Genomic DNA, 18114 nt, shown 5'->3' with positions numbered 1-18114 from the left:
CTTACCAAGCCAAAAATCATGACCGTCTATGGCACCCGCCCAGAGGCCATCAAGGTCGCCCCCGTCGTCACCGCGCTGCAAGCAGATGACCGATTCGATTCCGTGGTCGTCTCCACTGGCCAGCACCGCGAAATGTTAGAACAGGTCAATCAGCGTTTCGGCATCGTGCCGGATTACGACATGGCGCTGATGAAGCCCGGCCAGTCCCTCAATGAAATTGTCTCCCGCGCGCTAAGCGGCCTGCATCCGATCATCATGGAGGAACAGCCAGACGTCGTGATCTCCCAGGGTGACACGTCCACCGCCATGACGGCCGCGCTCGCAGGCTTTCACTGCGGTGCCCGAGTAGTCCACCTGGAGGCAGGCCTTCGCACCGGCGACATTCACTCGCCGTTTCCCGAGGAAGCGAACCGCAAGATCATCGGCCAGGTCACCAGCCTCCACCTCGCGCCTACCCAGGAGTCGCGCGAGAATCTGCGTCGCGAAAACATCCGCTCGCGCGACATCGTGGTCACCGGTAACACGGTCATCGACGCACTCCTCGCGGCATCGAAGTGGCAGGTACACTTCGACGATCCCCGCCTTGCAGCCCTGACGGAAACTGACGAGAAAGTTGTATTGGTGACCACCCACCGACGCGAGAATCTCGAAGCCATGGCGGAGATCGGCGGCGCAGTGCAGGACCTCGCTATGTCCTACCCGCAGCATGTTTTTGCTCTCCCGCTGCATCTCAATCCTCGGGTTCGAAACGCAGTGATGCCGCAGGTCGAGGTGCTACCCAACGTGATCATCACCGACCCGCTGCCGTACGACCAATTCACTGCGCTGATGAACCGCTCTTACCTCGTCCTCACCGACTCGGGTGGAGTGCAGGAAGAGGCGCCGTCGTTGGGTAAGCCGGTGCTGGTGATGCGCGAGAACACTGAGCGTCCGGAAGCTGTCGTCGCAGGCACCGTGAAGCTTGTAGGAACAGATCGCGAACGGATCGTGGCTGAGGCGAAAAACCTCCTGAGCCACGAGGCTGCGTACAAGGCGATGGCAAACGCCGTGAACCCCTACGGCGACGGCCAGGCCGCTGATCGAGCGGTTGCAGCGATAGCCCAACTCACCGGAGTCGGGGAACGAATCGAGGAGTTTGAACCGCAGCTTCTGGAACCTACCTCGGTGGGTTAATCGAAGTCGCCCTCTCGGATGAGTCGATCCCAGTGCCCCTCAAACGATAGGGCGTACTGCAGTATCGCTTCCTGCAGGAAGGGCGGCGGGGGCGCATGACCGTCGCCCCAGTCTCCTTCGATCGTCGTCCAACGCGTTCCGGATAACTCGCCGAAGCGCTGTGCCCACGGTTCGTAGTGGTTCATCACATGGAACTCGTCTCGCTGATTCTGCAGGTAGAGCACGTAGTTGGGAAATGACTCGCGGTAAAGTTCGATCGCACTGGTGACCGTTTCTTTCGCGGGCGGTTTCCCTCCACCCCAGCAAGCAGTGAGGTACTCATCCACTTTGCCTTGGTGGTAGCGGTAAATGTCCGTCTGCGGGTTGACTGCCATCGCGAGCGAGCCCGGAAAGGCATGCGAATAGACAAGGGCCGCGAAGCCGCCAGCGGAGGACCCTTCAAAGATGATGTTTTCCGCACCGACCGTTGAAGCGACGTGACGAATCACCCTTGCAAGATCAGCTTGGAGGTGGCGCTTCTCATCGCCCGTGTACCAGCCGATAGGGATGCGGAAGTCAAGCGCCGGATCGGAGACGAATAGCACCGACGCGTCCAGGTTTTGCGTGATTCCTTGGCCCACGAAGATCGGCAGCGAGACAGTTGCGGGATCGGCCGCGGCGTGAAAAATCACGACGAGATTCTGCGACGGCCGGTGCACGAGAAGAAGGTCGAGCGTGCCTGCGCCATAGGCGATGGAAGAAATACCTGCGGGAACCTCGGCCGCTTCGAATTCGGCAATCGATCTGAAGAGGTACACGCTTCCGTCCATGGTGGCAGACGCGTACCGTGCGAAATTTCGTTTTAGAGGCAATGCCAGCCTTTCGTGCGTTTGGTGCGTCAATGGTAACGGAATCGTTCGCTACCATGACCTAAGCGCCGTGCGTGTTTCTGCAGGGCAGCAACTGTCGTGGGATGGGAGTGTGCAAAAAGTGGAGCCGAGATTCATTGGGCAAACGCGCTACAGCTTGTTCATCCCAAACTCCGCCGCGTGGAGAGCAAGCATGGAGTCAGACGAGAAGGATGAAGCGGAGTACCGCAACTACCTATACTCGCCTGAGCGACTGGATTTCCGGGAGCGCAGCTTCACAACGTTGACGGTGCCAGCGATCGCGGACGCAGCCGAGCACTTCGATGTCCACCACGTCGTGTCGTACTCAGAGTCGCTGCCTGACAAATACAAAGACTCGCTGCGGGAAACCGCGGCCAAGTACCCATTCTTAGTTCTCCAAGAGCTTGCCGACGGCACCGGAGACTGGGGTCCGTCGGAACGACTCATCTCGCAACTCATCGAACCCGGCGTCTTCGGACGGTACCGCTTGGATGATGACGATGTGCTTTCCAAACACTACTTCGAGCTCATGGCGAACTACGTGAAGAATGAGTTCACTGGCATGGCGGTGAGCTTGCCGCTTGGTATCGAGGCGATCTACCACCAGGACCACTTCTACAACTTCCGGGAAGTTCACGTCCCCATGAACTCGATGGGACTGCTCTACGTCTCGAAGCTAGAGAACGACGGCGCAATTCACGGGCCAAGGGCCGGCGCCCACGACAAAACTGACCGCCTCGCTCCGGTCATCATGGACGCGAGCAAACTCGGCTACCTTCGCATCAATCACACCGGGCAAGACAACCTGCTTCGCCATCAGAGCGAACGGGTGCAAGATCAGCTGCTGACCAACATGGGCAAGTACCCCGCGGTGAACAACCTCAGCGCGATATCTGACAGCTTCCCAGCTGTCGCAGACAAAGTTCTGCACACTCAAGACTCTTTCGAAACGATCTGGTCAGCCCCGGTCGACGACGGGGTCAAGCTCCTTATCGACGGCGATACGAGCGGAATCACGGTGACGATCAAGGGGGCTGCACCTGCAGGGTTGAGGAAACATCCTCTGGCCTTGTCCCTCTCTCTCGAGTCTGCATCCGGGCGTGACCTTGGCCCGCGAAAGCAGCTCGCCGGAATAGCTACTTCTCTCGACGGCGCAATCGGCCAGTTTGCGTACTTCGATGTCTCGGAAGGGGACTTCGTCGCGACGGTCAGCGTGTTCGTTCCGGGAGAGACGAGGATCCGCCTCGCACGAATCATTCCACTTGTCCGCGGTGCGCGGGATATTCGGATCGACTCGATCGCTATTGATCACCAAGGGGCGGGAGTGGCCGTGGATGCGTTGGATCAAGTTGCTCGGCAGCTGGTCTCCGGAGGCCACCGAATCCGAGACACTGCGGGTCGGGTTGCGGCACGTGTGAAACCCGCACTCATGCCGTGGATGACACGCGCGCTGGGACCTGAACGCACTAATTCAGTAGTCAATTCAGTAGCTGCTAAGCTGAAACGACGCTAGGGGCTATAGCTCAGTCGGTTAGAGCCGCGGACTCATAATCCGCTGGTCGCGGGTTCGAGCCCCGCTGGCCCCACGTACAAGTTGTGTCCTTGCCGTAGCGAATTGAGGTACGTCGACGCGTGAGAATCCTCGTCCTATCTCAATACTGGCACCCAGAGAACGGGGTGCCGCAGCGGCGCTGGGCTTGGTTAACGGAGATTCTTCAACGAGCAGGCCACGAGGTGCGCGTCGTAGCACCGCCGCCGCATTACAAACGGACGGTGACGTTCAAAACCTGGTTTGCGCATCGGGGGTTCTCTACGGCTTTCCGAGAGGAATCAGGACCTAACGGGGAAATCGTTTACCGCTCTGGGTACTTTCCTTCCGGCACTTCGCTCGGTCGTCGGATACTGAACCAGGGGTGGACTGCAGCCGCAATGATGTTCGGGTTGCTCCGCAACCGTCAGATCAAAGAGTTCGAGCCCGACCTAGTGATTGGGACAGTGCCGGCGCTTCCCACGTCCGTGGTGACTTTCGTCGCGGCCCGCAAACTCAACGTGCCGTACATCCTCGACTTACGCGACGCATGGCCCGCACTGTTCCGAGAGAGCAAACAGTGGAACGCGGGTACGGGTCGGCGCTCGCCGCGTGAGACGATCCTCCTGCGGGCGCCGTTCCAGGTTCTTATCTCGTTGACCGAATGGTCACTTAATTTCGTGATGTCACGCTGCTCCGGCATCTCAACCACCTCGAGCTCGCTCGAGCGCCAACTCAAGGCGGAGCTCAGCAAACCGACTGCGACGGTGCGCAACGTTTTCCCCAGCGTGTCCACAAGTCGGGACCGAACCAGAGAACGCGATCGTGGGCACCATTTGCACGTGCTTTACGCAGGGACATTGGGTCGAGCGCAGAAGTTGGAGAACGCGCTCGTCGCTGCCAAGCTTGCGCAGGATGAAGGCGTGCAGGTCAGCCTCCGGTTCGTCGGCGAGGGTGCGACGTGGGGGCCGCTTCGGCGAACAGCCGACGAGCTCGCAGTCGATCTTGACTTGCAACATCAGCAAGCGCCGGACGAATTGCAGGAGAGCTACCGCTGGGCGGACACGGCACTCGTGCACCTCACCAACTGGGACTCGCTTGAGGTCGCCGTGCCGTCTAAGACCTACGAGCTGATGGCGAATCAGATCCACATCAGCGGCGTGGTTGCGGGGGAGACTGCGCGCCTCATTGAGACGCTTCACGCCGGCGACGTTGTGCCGCCGGAGGACCCACGCGCCCTTGCTGATTTGTGGGTAGCGCTTGCCCGTGAACCGAAGCGGTTGGACATAAGCGATCAAGGCAAAACTTGGGTTGAGTATCAGCGCGAGGAGGTCGCACCCGCAGCGTTTTTGAACCTCGTAGAGCAAGTAGGGGACCGACAATGAAATTACGCTCAGTAGAAACGCGGGAGCTGCGCAGCGGCCCAGCAATCGTTTTCGTCGACGACCTGGGCGCGCCGTACGAGCTTTCTCACTTCGACAGCGGGTCCGTTTTCACCGAACACCCTCCGAGCCTCGAGATCGCTCCGGATGATTGGCTCGTGGGAATCAACCTCGATGCGCGGTCACTCGGCGAGTTCTGGCAAGTAGCCACGGAAGCCGGCTGCGACCGTCTGAGCTACTGGGCAAACGCCGCCGGTGCTCAACACTTGGAAATGGTGTTTCAGTCACTCGACATGGTTGCAATCGACGGCGTGACACCCGTGGGGGAGTGGATAGCCTTCGACCTCACCGGGGCGACCCGCACGGACGGGTCGTCAGCAGAATTAATTAGCGGCTTTCTTATCGGCCAGCGGCTGAAGCGACCCGACACCAAATTAGTGTCTGAAGAGCCTCGCGCAGAAACCCAGCCCAGCCGACGGGCGGTTCTTCTAACCAAAGTCGTTCACTTAGCGAAGCCGCTCAAACCGTACTTGCCGCCGTCTATAATCCACGCTGGTTACAAGCTTTTGGGGGCGTTGAAATGAGCCCAGCTCAGCCCAAGGCCACAGTCATCATCCCAACCCATGGCGGCGTCGAGCGGCTTCCTCACCTCCTACGCTCGCTCGAGGCACAGACGCTGGTGCGAAGCCGGTTCGAGGTCATCTTCATCCAGAACGGTCCCGACGATGGATCGCTTTCGCTTCTCGACGACTGGGCCAACGCCTCGGATATCCAGACCCGCATACTGCGCGTACCCGAAGCCGGCGCAGGGCGCGCGCGGAACGCGGGGCTTTCCAACGCGCGGTGCGACGTGATCACCTTCATCGACGACGACGACTGGATTGAACCGCGCTATCTCGAGGTCGGCCTCGATGCCTCGGCAGAAGATGCGGTGGTGTTCCTACCGATAAAGGATGCAACCGACAGCGGTGTCACCGAAGCGAACTCAATCAACACGCGCCGCGCAATGATTGCGGGACGCGCCTCGCCACTTTCCACCAGCCCCTGGGTACTCGGTTTCAACGCGTGCAAGTTCTTACCCGCGTCGGTAATTCGGAACTACCGCTACGACGCCGCGCTTCAGTCGGGTGAAGACGTAGCGTTCTTCGCGAACTTGCTGCACCACCCGCAGCTCAAGCTCGTCGTTCCGAAGGACACGGCTAACGCTGCGTACATCAGGCAAGTACGCGCCGATTCAGTGTCCCGAAAAGCCGAGAGCTTCGCCTTTACTGTCGGAGAGCGTCTTGACGTCATTAGGGCACTACAAGCAATCGACGTGCCAGACGAAAATAAGCGGGCGCGAGAATCACTGGAGCGGGCGCAATTCAATTTCGCCGCAGAGTATCTTGCCGCGCACCCGGAGGACTCGACCCGGGCGGTCGATCTCGCCATCGAACGGGGTCTGACTGGGCTGCCCTGGCCGCACAAGGAACGCACAGCATACGAGACGCTGGTGTTCTCGTTCTGCTTCCCTCCCTTTGCAGACCCGGCCGCGAATGTTGTCGCTAAGCGACTCGCTGCTCGCCAGGAAGTGGTTGACGTGGTGAGCGCCGATATGACGCCGGTGCGCAAGGTCGACGATTCCAGCGCGGTGCTCGTCGACCCATGGGTGCGCAAGCACACGGTGATCGACGAGTACCCGTCCTTTTCCTCGTGGGACCAGATTGCTCGCTTCGGCCAGCGTGCAGCGCGCTCGGCAAGAGGTAAGTACACCAAGGTGTATTCCCGAGCTTTGTGGTCAGGCTCGCATGTGGCGGGATGCTTGTACAAGCTCAAGCATCCTGCCATTTCGTGGGAAGCGGAGTTCTCCGACCCGCTCCGACGCGATGCAACTGGTGCGCAGCGCCAGGGACCGCTGACAAAGGGGAGAGTCACCACAAAACTCAAGCGCGCCGTAGAAGAGGCCGGCTGGGGTCACCTTCTCACCCCGAACCACTTCGCCCTCACGGAAATTGCGACGCTGATTCTCGCCGACACGCTGACATTCAGTAATCAGAACCAGGTTGATGAGGTGCTCGGCTTTTATGAACCGCGGTTCCAAGACGTCGTTAAGCGAAAAGTTCAAGTGAGCGCACAGCCTGCACCACCGGCTGCGGCGTACTCTGCCCGGCCTGTGGAGCTCGAGCTTGATCCGAACCGCTTCAACATCGGGTACTTCGGCAACTTCTACACGAACCGTGGGCTGGGTGATTATGTCCATGCACTAGAGGCGATTCCGGAGGCGGAGCGACCCACGCTGCACGTGTTCTCGAACGCAGATGCATCGACGGGGGCGGATGTACCCGGCGTGCACCTGCACCCGGCCTTGAGTTACCTCGAGTTTCTGAACGCGCTGACGCAGTTCGACGCGTTGCTAGTGGTGGACACGGATACCAGTGGAACGAGCTACGCAAAGAACCCCTTCTTGCCGTCGAAGTACTCGGACTACAAAGGCTCGGGTGTGCCGATTTGGGCCATGGTGGAGGCTGGATCGCCGCTGGATAGGGAAGGGCTTGAGTTCGCCTCCGCACTCGGGTCAGCGGAGCAGGCGCAGTCGGTTCTGAAGCGGCTGCTTGGCCTTCAGCGGTAAACTGCCTAACCTGAAGGATATCTATTTCAAATAAGAATGGGACCGTGGGGATGACAAGAGCTAAACGCGAATCAGAGGCTGATGCCTCGCTCGAGCGTTTGGAAGGCGTGCTCAGCGCGGGTCAGCCAGTCCACTTCGTAGATTCAGGTGGGCTGAAATCGCTTCAGAGCCGCCCGGGCTTTTTCGCCTACTGCAAGCAGCTGTGGGACTACCGGTCTTTCATTTGGGCGGATGCGCGATTGAAAGCCTTGCGGACCACGAAGGACTACCGCCTGTGGCGCCTCTGGCTTGTGCTCCAACCGCTGCTGGACGTGTTGTTCTACGCGTTCCTATTCGGCCTTGTTCTGAAAACCTCGAAGGGCGTGGAGAACTTCCTCGGGTTCCTTGTCATCGGCGTGATCTTCATGCGAATGATGGTGGCGCTGCTCAATCAGGGCTCAATGCTGATCCGGAACTCACGGGGATTCATCCAGACTTTCCAATTTCCGCGGGCGGCCTTGGCGATTTCGCAGACGCTGCGGAATCTGTTGGACAACATCCTCCCGGCTCTCATCGCCGTCATCATGGCAATTGGGTACCAAAAGTTTGAGGGCTTGAACTGGTCCATCATTCTGGCCGTGCCACTGTTTCTGATGATGCACATCTTCGGATGCGGCCTCATGCTGATAGCAGCCAGGCTCACCGCGGAGATACCGGATACCCGCGCGTTGATCACGTTCGCCAGCCAGGCGTGGTTCTTCCTCTCCGGGGTCATGTTCTCGATCGACCGTTTTGTGGACCACCCGATGCTGCATTCATTGATGACGGCGAACCCGGCGTACCTCTTCCTGCAGGCCCTGCGAGGCAGCGTGATCTACAGCAGTCCGCCAGATCTGGCGACGTGGGGAATCCTGGCCCTGTGGACGTTCGGGACGTTTGTCGTCGGGTTGTTCTACTTCTGGTTAGCGGAGGCGAAGTATGTCCGACTTAGCTAGCAACCTGACCGAATCTGACCGCGTATCGCGCAACCTGGACCCCACGATAGTCGTAGATAACGTGGTCAAGACCTACGCGATTGGCCGCGGCGGTTCGGAGGATTTGAAAAATTCGCGGATGCTCAGAGGCCGCCAGAGAGTAGAAGCCCTGAAAGGTGTGTCCATGGTGGTCTCGCCAGGGGAGAGCGTCGGCATCATGGGCCTGAATGGCTCGGGCAAATCAACGTTGCTGCGCCTCATCTCGGGTGGCGAGGAGCCGACAACGGGGCGCATCTTGGTGAAATCCCGCCCAACGCTCATGGGAGTCGCACCCGCGCTGCAGCGCGATCTCACCGGCGAGCAGAACATCTACCTCGGGTGCTTAGCACTCGGCATGTCCCCCGCGGAGGCGCGCGAGCAGATCGGGATCATCGCGGAATGGACAGAACTCGGCGAAGCAATTCACCGCCCGATGGGCACGTACTCCTCAGGCATGGGGGCTCGCCTCAACTTCGCCATCTCCACCTCAGTCAATCCGGAGATCTTGCTTGTCGACGAAGCGTTGTCGACCGGCGACGCAGCCTTCGGAGCCAAAGCTGAACAGAGGATCGGCGAGGTCATCGACAAGGCGGGCAACCTTTTGCTTGTTTCGCACGACATCCGCACCATCGAGAAGCTTTGTGATCGAGCAGTGTGGATCCACAAAGGTGAGGTCATCGAAGACGGCCCCATGGAAGAGATTTCGCCGCTGTACCACGAGTGGGCTCGGCTCCTAGGCAAGGAAGATAAAGCCCCGGCTTACGACTTTCTCGAAGGTGTGAAACTCAACTACAGTCGGCCGGCGATCTTCTTCACGAACTCCGGTGGTGGCTAGGTCTAAAAATCTCCGTCTTTTTCAGCGGAGAGCGCAAGCGCAATGCTTGCTACGATATGCCGGAATCGCTTGCTACGAGAAGAAGGATCGCTGACATGCGGAAGCCAAAAGCTTTCATCGCCGAAATCGCTACTTTAGGTGGGGCAGCTTTAACTGGAGCGGTGGCTTCTGCAGCTGCTACGGGTGCGAAGAACGCGCGGACTGCATCGATTCTCACTTCGACTGCGACCGCAGCACTGGGGGCGGGCTTGATCGTTCGATCGGCTCGTCAGGAGCGTCAGAACCAGCGTCTCAACGCTCGCCTGGATCGCCTTATCTCAGAAACGCAACAACTGCAGGATCCGGAGTTCGGGACATCCGCGCTACTCAACGAACTATCGTCGAGGATTGATCGGCTCCCCAGTTGGATCGACACGGTGCTCGCCGAGCGACTGGAGACACAGCCAACAATTACATTTCCGTCTCCCAACGGTAAGAAGCGAGCTAGAGAGTTCGGTGTCGCTAACGCTGAAACCAAGCAAACCCGGGCTGGCGAATTTACCACCACGTTGGATGTAGACGTCGATAAGTTTCTTGCTCCTTACGAGCCGGTGCACCTCACAGCGTCGCCTCTCGAGATCACAGTGGATGTTGAAGGAGCAACGGAAGCGAACATCGATCTCACGCTGCTGACTCGCGACGGGAAAGCTAATGCGAAGGCTGCTCTCGTGGCGGTGAAGGTGCTCGGTGAAGCGGGCAGTGAGATGGATTTCCCGGTTCTGCCCTCTCGTAGTGACAAGTACGGTTACTTCTCATACCTCGGTGTCACCGGCTCGGTGAGCGAAAACCGCGTAGCGGTTCGTCTACCGCGCCGAGCGAAGAAACTGGCTCTGTCCTTTTATCAGTGGGGAGATTCGACCAATCTGCAGAACAGGGTTCGAGTAACTTTCTCGGGCAAGAATCCTGAGTGGTACGCGAGTCGAAAGCCCGCAGACATCAAGGTTGCCGCGATTCTCGACGAGTTTTCTTACAACTCGTTTCGATATGAATGCGACCTTGTCTCACTTGACTACTCCACGTGGAGAGAGCAAATCGAAGCGCACCAACCGGATCTCTTCTTCTGCGAGTCGGCGTGGAGCGGTCATGACTCCAAGGCTCGTCCTTGGAAGGGACGCGTGTACGCGTCTGAGAACTTCAATTACGAGAACCGCACCGAACTGCTGAAGATCCTCGAGTACTGCAGAGCTCGCGGCATTCCCACTGTCTTCTGGAACAAGGAAGACCCCTCTCACTACGAGGACAAGAAGCACAACTTCGTAGACACGGCGCTTCGCTTCGACCACATTTTCACCACCGACGACAAGTCTGCGGCCCGTTACCGCAGTGAGTACGGCCACCAGAGCGTGCACGTCATGCAATTTGCTGTCCAGCCTCGCCTTTTCAACCCGACGAACGGGGCGCATCGTTCCCGCGACGTGGTGTTCGCCGGCGGATGGTACTCCAATCACGAGCAACGCAGCCTCGACATGGAGACGATGTTCGACGCGGTTGAAGCTTCGGATCGAGAGCTGAAGATCTACGACCGGTTCTACGGATCGGATGACCCGACGAAGATCTTCCCGCGCCGGTTCCAGTACGCACTTAATCCTCCCGTTTCCGGAGAGGACATGGCCCATGTGTACAAAGAATCCGAGATCGGCATGACCGTGAACACAGAGACGGTGAGCCGAACCATGTTTGCGCGCCGAATCTTTGAACTCATGGCTTGCAATACCTACGTCGTCTCCAACTACTCCAATGGGGTCTATGAACTCTTCGGTGACGATGTGCTCTATCTGGACAAGAACCCATCCGGCTTAAAGCGGCTCAGCGACGAAGAAATGAATCGGGCTCGAGAGGTGAACCTCCGTAAGGTGCTCTCGTCGCATACGTACCGTGAGCGCTTCGCTGACATATTGGCTGTAGCTCAGGTGCCAAATGATCGGTCGGTTTCCGTCCCGCCACTCGTGGTCCGTGTGAACAGTTTTGAAGAAGCAAGCGACGCGTTCGCAGCGCTCAAGCGTGTCGGGCAATGGGGTGCTCCCAGAACTATCCTTTTGAGCAGCGCGGTGGACAATCTCGCTTACGCGGATGCTCTCACCGAATTCAACCGAGGCGGGGTTGCGGTGGTGTGGGAACCGATGCTGCAGTCAGGGGAAACACCGATGAACCAGCTCTACTCTGGCAATGAACTCATCGTGCTGATTCCGTTAGAGCGGCTAAGCAAGGGCAACATCCGGCCAGAAACGTTTGCGGATCACGCCATGCACGCGCAGTACACCGATATCCCTGTGGTTGCGGCAACGGATCTGGTGAGTGACACCGCCCAATCAAGGTTCTCGCAGGTTAGGTTGGCTGAATCAGCACCAACGCTGGTTAAGGACACTCACTTCAAGGGCCTTATCCAAGACCTGCAAAGCGGTCAACCGTCCCTGTACTACGTGATTTAGAGGAAACACAATGACGACTCTTTCAGTTCTCATCCCCAGCTACAACGTTTCCTCGAAGATCTCGAGCTGTTTCGACTCCCTCGATGCGCTCAAGAACACCATCCCGGGCACAGAGGTTGTGTTTGTCGACGATGCTTCAACCGATGACACCTACGTCAAAATTGAGAACTTCCAAGCGACCCGACCTTGGGTGAAAGCGGCGCGACTAGCCAAGAACAGCGGTACACCATCGGTGCCGAGGAACACTGCGCTCACAATGGCGACCGGTGAGTATATTTTCCATCTCGATCCAGATGATGAAATCCTTCCGGCTGGCGTGGCGGCCGAATTGGGCTTGGCTCAGCGAACCAACGCAGACTTGGTGCGTGCGCCTCTAATTCGCGACAACGGCCGCGAGCGGGTCGTCATGAATCGCATTGACGGTTGGGATCAAACTTCTACTCAGGCTGAACGCGTGGCACGGGTGGTCCGTGAACACAGCACGACGGTATGCAGCCTTTACCGCCGGGAGTTCCTCGAAGCCAATAAATTGAGGTGGCCAGAAGATCTCCGTCTCGCAGAAGACGCGATTTATCTCTACCGCGCGCTTGAACTTGGGAAGATCGAATACTCGGATGAGCCGGACTTCGTTTATAACGTTCAGCTCGACTCCAGTGCAGCGTCGAGCACCCAGCAATATCAGGACCGTGAACTGCTTAACCACGTATCGGCTTGGCGCCAGTCGACTGAAATCCTCGGCCGGATAGGCATCGACTACTTCGCACTACGTGGCCAAATGGCACTTTCGGCAGCGATCCAGAACATGATCCGGTTCAACAAAGGCGGGTTCAAGCGCAGCTCGTTCAATCTTTTAGCCGATTTCCTCCGAGAGCACGAGATAGCCGTACGCACCTTCACGTATGGGCCGCGGTTTGCGGAAATCTGTAACTTACTCTTGAACAAGGACTACGACGCTTTCCTTGAAAAGATCAAGATTCGGCTTCTAATCGCGGGGTACGATCTTCGCTTCATTTTGCCGGCAGTCCCAGAACTCGAGTCGTTTTACCAGGTCCAGGTGGACGAGTGGACGGGGCACGAGACTCACGATCTGGAGCAAAGCAAGCGCCTTCGAGACTGGGCTGACGCTATCCACTGCGAATGGATGCTCGGCAATGCGGTGTGGTACTCGGAGAATAAGAATCCTCGCCAATCGCTCACTGTGCGCCTGCATCGTTTTGAGACCGGTAAAGACTACGGGAACCAGATCAAGCGGGACGCGCTTGATCGGGTCATCACCATTGCTCCTGGAATGTTTGAGGAGACTCAACGGGTATTCGATTTCGATAGGGAAAAAGTGGTTTACGTTCCGAACTACATCGAGGTCGAGAAGTACCAGAGGTCGAACGACCCAGACAAGGTTTTCAATCTGGTGATGGTCGGGAGTATCCCAATCCGGAAGGGGTACCGTCGGGCACTCGAGTTGCTGAAGTCGTTGAGAGAAGTGGATGACCGCTACACCCTCACTGTTTTCGGCCGCCGACCGGATGAACTGAGCTGGGTCTTCAACGACCCCGCCGAGCGGGCATACTTTGCGGAATGCGAGAGGTTCGTTCGCGTGAATGGCCTCGAGTCGGCCGTGAAGTTTGAAGGGTGGGTGGACACCACCGAAGCACTTGCAGACAAGGGATTTATCCTCTCACTTAGCGATGCAGAGGGGTCACACGTAGCTGCAGCTGAAGGCTTTGCGTCGGGAAACATTACCTTGCTGCGTCCTTGGGCAGGTGCCGAATACATGTACCCAAATGAGTACATCTTCGATAGCCTCATCGAGATGCGTGACTACGTCCTTGAGTGCCAAGACTTCGGCACTTATGAGAGCCGCCGTCGGGTAGGCGATGAATACGTTCAGACCCGCTACTCGATGGAACGATTTAAGCAGCTCTATGTTGCCACAGTTCCCGTTCCCTACAACGTCCCGTAATCGTTGCCACCGGCCAAACGTGGCCGCGCTTGCGAAGAGCGATCACTGGAGTATGTAAAGACTATTTATGTGGAATGGCTTGCCTAATGCGCCAAATGGAGTAATCCTGGCACCAATCACTTCACAGCCGGGAGGAAGCTCAAAGTCAAATTGGTTTGATCTGCGCCCCGCGTACGTCGTGATGTAGCGGTACTGCCCGATAGTTGGGTTCGGGGATCGAGTCATGCCCTGGACTTCAATGTCGTCTGTCGGGACCCCGTCACGTTCAATCTGGAAACTGATTAGGCCAGCGTTGGCCTGCATTCCATCGGGGAAGGTGGCATCCAACAAGAGTGAGAATCGTCCAGTCGCATTAATTCTGAGCGGTTTCCCGTCTTCCGAAACGTCGGTATCGCTGATTACCTCAGATCGGCTTAAGCTATCTGTATGGTCTCTTAGGCTCGGAAAACTTTCGAATAGGTTCCAATTCGTTGGAATTGGAGGGAGCGATGCCACCTCTTTCCTCGTTACGTCAAAGCCCTCATTCTTGCCGAAATCGGTGTCTTGCCCCGCGTGACGGGTCCAGAAGTATGAGCACTCGGTTGCATCCACCATCACAGTGCCGACGCGGTCCGAAAGGTTGTGTGCTGTCTCAGCAGGCGCTACGAATTGCCCTTGGGAATTCCGTCCGTATATGCCAGCTAGGCCGATCGCGATGTATGGCTTGTACGAGTATCGGATGGTTGAGAATCGCTCGCCATCGAAAATGCCGGTTAACCCCGCCGCCAATGAGACCCGAAAACCAAGGTTGGCCTCGCTCACAAGCGGGGCAAGTTGATCAAAGTAGCTCGTTGACAGAAAGTCGTCGTCGTCCAATCGGTAAATTACATACGGCTTCTGGTGAGGATTTAGTTCGTTCGCAATGGTGTAAGGGTGTCTCGCCCCAGTTGAATCGCTGGCGTCGGAAAGTACAACGAAAGGAAAATCGCGTTGCAATGCTTCCAGCTGTCGCAAATATTGAGATGGGAGCTCCGGCGAATAGTGGATGATGTGGCGAATAGTGTGGGATTCAGCCGCAACAGCGAGGTTTGGAAGACTGACCTCACGTAAAATCTTCATTCTCGGTTCGATCCTCCGAGGCGAGAACAAATACTCTTTATACTGCTCTGGACTAGAGAATGCGCCGTTTGCGGACGACCGCCACGCCCCAGAGTCCGGCTTGAAAAGACTGAACCTTGTGGTCCCAATGAAAACCATTTTTTCCTCTAAATCGATAGGTTTCGTTGGCCCCATTCCGTGGAGCCGTTAGTCATACAGTTAGTTAACTACTTCAACACTACTTCCCTGGTTAGAGTGACCTGATTTCCCTCTCGGTGACGGTTGCCAACGCCCTCTCGTGAACCGATTCGGCGGCTTCCGGTAAAAGTTTTGCAGCCCTTTAAGCTTCGTCAGTGGGGCCGGATCAAGATCGAAAGGGTGGGAAAGCGAAACGGAGATATCGTGCTCTCCTGCTGGCGCAACGGCGAAAGGAAGGGGCCATTCTCGGATTAGATCGATCGTCTCTGAAATATAGGTCCGACCAGTGCCTGCGCCTCCTCTCGTCGCGCCCATCGAGTCAATTCGCAGGGCGATATCCATAAATGGAATACTATCTCAAGAGGATCAATCTTTAAGACAATCGATTCTGCAAGTTCTACGAGAGGCCCGCACCTTCATACATCTGGCGCCTCGAGCTGGAGCTGGGTGTTTTATCCGCTCTTGGGTGTTTAGACCACGTTTTTAGTAACGGCGTGGTGGGTTTCCGGTAACGCCCGGGTGAGTATCGAGTAACGCCCGGGCGTTTGGGTTGGTGGCGGGGGTTATGGGGTCAGTCGCATGTTGGTGCCTTCGAGTGTGATGATTTCGGCGCCGGCGACGAGTCGGTTGAGGATGGATTCGGCGATGACGGCGTCGGGGATGGATTTGTACCATTCGTCGGGTGTGAACTGGGATGTCACGATGGTGGATCCGCGGGGTTCGCGCTCTGCGAGGATGTTGAGCAGCTGGTGTGCGGTGGCGGCATCGATTGGGGTGGTGAGGAAGTCGTCGAGGACTAACACGTCTGTGTGGTGGAGGTCTTCGAGGAAAGTGATGCGGGCTGGGTCGTCGTGTTTGAGCACGGCGAGGTGGTTGGCGAGTGTGTCGGTGCGGAAGAAGCGTGCGGAGTAGTCGTTTCGGCACGCTGCGGTGAGCAGTGCTTGGGCGAGGTAGGTTTTGCCGACGGAGGATTTGCCCAGGATGACAATGTTTTGTGCGCTTTGGCACCATTGACAGTGAGCGAGTCGGGTGATTTGCTCTTTGTTGATGGTGCGGTCGGGCGTGTAGGTGACGTCTTCGATACAAGCATCGGGATTTGGCGATCGGGATGCTTTGAGCAGTTTGTTGACTCGCCTCTCACGCTTGGCCGCTACCTCTTTATCGAGTGCGTAGAGCACTTTGTCGGAGAAGCTCCAATCGTCGAATGCGGGATCGGCGGCGATGTCGATAACACTTTGTCCGAAGGCGGTCATCCGCAGATCTGTAAAGATCGGCAGGACTGATTCGTCGAGGAAGCGGGCGGATGCTGATGCTGGTTGTGGGCGGGGCATGGGTTATGCAGATCCCTTCTTGGTGAGGTTTTCGAGGCTGAACTGGGCGGCACCACCGAGGTAGGCGCCGCGCGTGTCACGCGCTGTCGGGGTAGGCACGTCACGGGTGGGTCTGCTTGTTGGCAGATCGGTTGAAAGGTCAGTGCCTGTGGGTCGTGTGGAGGTGTCTTTGCGCACGGCGGCCATCATGTTTTTCACCGCGGTATACGACACAGCACGCCTGGCGCCGTCGGTGGACACCAAACGCCGGCAGGCCTCCTCGAGGATTGGCTTGTTGGCGTGTTTGCCCATGTTGAGCACGTTGCGGCACGCTTGGTACGCCTGGGCAGGGATCGCTTTGGTTTCGATGAGCTCAAAGATCACCTGGCGGGTGGCCGGCCCGATTTTGGCGGCTTCGCGCAGGAAGTACTCGCTTGTCCACAACCCCCGGGTGTCACCCATGTTCGCCGGGATGTGGTCGGTGTCGGTGACGTACACCCCGCGGACACGTGCGAGTTGGTGGGTGGCCACACGCTGCCCGGCGTCGAAGACGGCGAGGCTGTCACCGGTGATACGCACGTCCACGGTGCGGCCCACCAGTTGGTGCGGTACCGAGTAATGCACGTTGTGCACTCTGATGTGGAAATTGGGCGCGACTTTGGCGCGTTTCCATTCGGTGCGCTGCCACGGTGTTGTAGGCAGCGCGGTGAGCACGTCGCGTTCGAACTGATCGAACAATGCGCGCCTGCTCGTCGCATTGCCGCGAAACGGTTCGGCAGCGTTGATCCCATCGACCAGGGCGGTGATTTTTGCGTTGAGCTCGTCTATCCCGACGCACTGGTGGCCATCGAGTGCGTGGATGACGTTCTGGGTGACGATCTTGACTGCGGCTTCGACGCTGGCCTTGTCTTTGGGTCGTTTCGCGCGGGCCGGCAACGCGGCGGTGTTGTAGTGCTCCAAAAACTCCTCGTAGGTGGAGTTGACCCGGCGATTTTTATCGCGGCACTGATCGCGTTCGAGGCTGTCGAGGCGTTATCTGGCACGATGACCTCGGCGACCCCGCCGAAGTACTCGAACGCGCGGATATGGGCTGCAAGCCACGCGTCCTGGCGCTCATCCGCGCACGCGCAGGCGAATACCATGCCCGAATACGGCAGCGAGGCGACAAAGATGCTGACCTGCAAGCCTTGCCCGCCGGTGGGGTCAAACAGCGGCATCTTCGTGCCTGCCCAGTCCACCTGCATCGTATGGCCTGGGGCATGGGTGATCCTGGCGGTCAGCCCGGCTGCATCAACGTGTTGAGCCACAAGCTGGCGAAACCGCTCGTAGCTGTAATACCGCTGGCCTGTGCCCGCAGACTGTGCGGTGTAGCGGCCCCACAGCACCTGCAAGGTCACCTTGTTGCGCCCGGTGCGCGCCTTGGCGACAGCGTCGAAATCGATCGGGACGAAATCCCCCTGAGCATGGCTGCGCCCGTCGACGAACCAGTCCGCCAGCTCATGATCAGCAACCCCACGAAGTTGCTCACGCGTTGTGATGTTGTGTTCCACCAGCGCACCGCGGGCTTTTTGCACAGTGGTGTGCGAGCACCGCAAACTCGAACAGATTTGGCGGACAGACCAGCCTTTCAGCACTTGATCCATTACCGCCCGGTAGTCAGTCACAATCAGACTCCTCTGGTAACGCCGCGTGCCCTGAAGTCACGCGGTCACCA

The 18114-nt window shown here is 58.0% G+C and carries 14 protein-coding genes and 1 tRNA gene; 10 read left to right on the top strand and 5 right to left on the bottom strand.

Translation table 11 applies throughout. The annotated features are described in order from the left end of the window. Nucleotides 1-18: 18 nt before the first annotated feature. Nucleotides 19-1173 (top strand): non-hydrolyzing UDP-N-acetylglucosamine 2-epimerase, encoded by a 1155-nt coding sequence (gene wecB / locus CGLAU_RS09165; protein ID WP_095660431.1) that lies wholly within the window; start codon nucleotides 19-21, stop codon nucleotides 1171-1173. On the opposite strand, the gene CGLAU_RS09160 is transcribed toward wecB, so the two are convergent. Beyond that, nucleotides 1170-1982 (bottom strand): YqiA/YcfP family alpha/beta fold hydrolase, encoded by an 813-nt coding sequence (locus tag CGLAU_RS09160; RefSeq protein ID WP_232507097.1) that lies wholly within the window; start codon nucleotides 1980-1982, stop codon nucleotides 1170-1172. The two genes, wecB and CGLAU_RS09160, sit on opposite strands and share 4 nt — an antisense overlap. Between CGLAU_RS09160 and CGLAU_RS09155 the strand changes: the two genes are divergently transcribed. The 9 genes from CGLAU_RS09155 to CGLAU_RS09115 all read left to right on the top strand — a co-directional run bounded on the left by CGLAU_RS09155 (nucleotide 1906) and on the right by CGLAU_RS09115 (nucleotide 13815). Continuing rightward, nucleotides 1906-3555, top strand: coding sequence for a glycosyltransferase (locus CGLAU_RS09155; protein WP_095660429.1), 1650 nt, complete (start codon nucleotides 1906-1908; stop codon nucleotides 3553-3555). The two genes, CGLAU_RS09160 and CGLAU_RS09155, sit on opposite strands and share 77 nt — an antisense overlap. Further along, nucleotides 3555-3628: transfer RNA gene (locus CGLAU_RS09150), tRNA-Ile, on the top strand. The genes CGLAU_RS09155 and CGLAU_RS09150 overlap by 1 nt, the downstream gene beginning before the upstream one ends. 46 nt (nucleotides 3629-3674) lie before the next feature. Next, a complete protein-coding gene (locus CGLAU_RS09145) occupies nucleotides 3675-4955 on the top strand; it encodes a glycosyltransferase family 4 protein (protein ID WP_095660428.1) in 1281 nt (426 codons plus the stop codon). Beyond that, nucleotides 4952-5536, top strand: a complete 585-nt coding sequence (locus CGLAU_RS09140) for a hypothetical protein (RefSeq protein ID WP_095660427.1) — start codon at nucleotides 4952-4954, stop codon at nucleotides 5534-5536. Before CGLAU_RS09145 ends, CGLAU_RS09140 begins: the two co-directional genes overlap by 4 nt. Continuing rightward, nucleotides 5533-7560 (top strand): glycosyltransferase, encoded by a 2028-nt coding sequence (locus CGLAU_RS09135; RefSeq protein ID WP_095660426.1) that lies wholly within the window; start codon nucleotides 5533-5535, stop codon nucleotides 7558-7560. Before CGLAU_RS09140 ends, CGLAU_RS09135 begins: the two co-directional genes overlap by 4 nt. A gap of 50 nt (nucleotides 7561-7610) precedes the next feature. After that, nucleotides 7611-8534 carry an ABC transporter permease gene (locus CGLAU_RS09130; RefSeq protein WP_095660425.1) on the top strand — a complete coding sequence of 308 codons (924 nt, stop codon included), beginning with the start codon at nucleotides 7611-7613 and terminating at the stop codon, nucleotides 8532-8534. Next, nucleotides 8518-9387 carry an ABC transporter ATP-binding protein gene (locus tag CGLAU_RS09125; protein WP_095660424.1) on the top strand — a complete coding sequence of 290 codons (870 nt, stop codon included), beginning with the start codon at nucleotides 8518-8520 and terminating at the stop codon, nucleotides 9385-9387. The genes CGLAU_RS09130 and CGLAU_RS09125 overlap by 17 nt, the downstream gene beginning before the upstream one ends. Nucleotides 9388-9482: 95 nt before the next feature. Then, nucleotides 9483-11855 (top strand): CgeB family protein, encoded by a 2373-nt coding sequence (locus tag CGLAU_RS09120; protein WP_198304906.1) that lies wholly within the window; start codon nucleotides 9483-9485, stop codon nucleotides 11853-11855. 10 nt (nucleotides 11856-11865) lie between these two features. Then, nucleotides 11866-13815, top strand: a complete 1950-nt coding sequence (locus CGLAU_RS09115; RefSeq protein WP_095660422.1) for a glycosyltransferase — start codon at nucleotides 11866-11868, stop codon at nucleotides 13813-13815. A 42-nt stretch (nucleotides 13816-13857) separates the two neighbouring features. Here CGLAU_RS09115 and CGLAU_RS09110 read toward each other — a convergent pair whose 3' ends face one another. The 4 genes from CGLAU_RS09110 to CGLAU_RS12525 all read right to left on the bottom strand — a co-directional run bounded on the left by CGLAU_RS09110 (nucleotide 13858) and on the right by CGLAU_RS12525 (nucleotide 18064). Beyond that, a complete protein-coding gene (locus CGLAU_RS09110; protein WP_157731320.1) occupies nucleotides 13858-15051 on the bottom strand; it encodes a glycosyltransferase in 1194 nt (397 codons plus the stop codon). A 602-nt stretch (nucleotides 15052-15653) separates the two neighbouring features. Continuing rightward, entirely contained in the window at nucleotides 15654-16421 is a 768-nt protein-coding gene (locus CGLAU_RS09105) for an ATP-binding protein (protein WP_095659072.1), read from the bottom strand. A 3-nt stretch (nucleotides 16422-16424) separates the two neighbouring features. Continuing rightward, the gene (locus CGLAU_RS12640) at nucleotides 16425-17114 is read right to left on the bottom strand and encodes a Mu transposase domain-containing protein (RefSeq protein ID WP_415877149.1); all 690 of its coding nucleotides are present in this window, start codon (nucleotides 17112-17114) and stop codon (nucleotides 16425-16427) included. 110 nt (nucleotides 17115-17224) lie between these two features. Then, nucleotides 17225-18064: a DDE-type integrase/transposase/recombinase gene (locus CGLAU_RS12525; RefSeq protein ID WP_232507094.1), complete on the bottom strand. Its 840-nt coding sequence runs from the start codon at nucleotides 18062-18064 to the stop codon at nucleotides 17225-17227. Between the last annotated feature and the right edge of the window lie 50 nt (nucleotides 18065-18114).

Source organism: Corynebacterium glaucum (assembly GCF_002287505.1).
Lineage (GTDB): Bacteria > Actinomycetota > Actinomycetes > Mycobacteriales > Mycobacteriaceae > Corynebacterium > Corynebacterium glaucum.
This window is presented reverse-complemented; position numbering and strand designations above follow the sequence as displayed.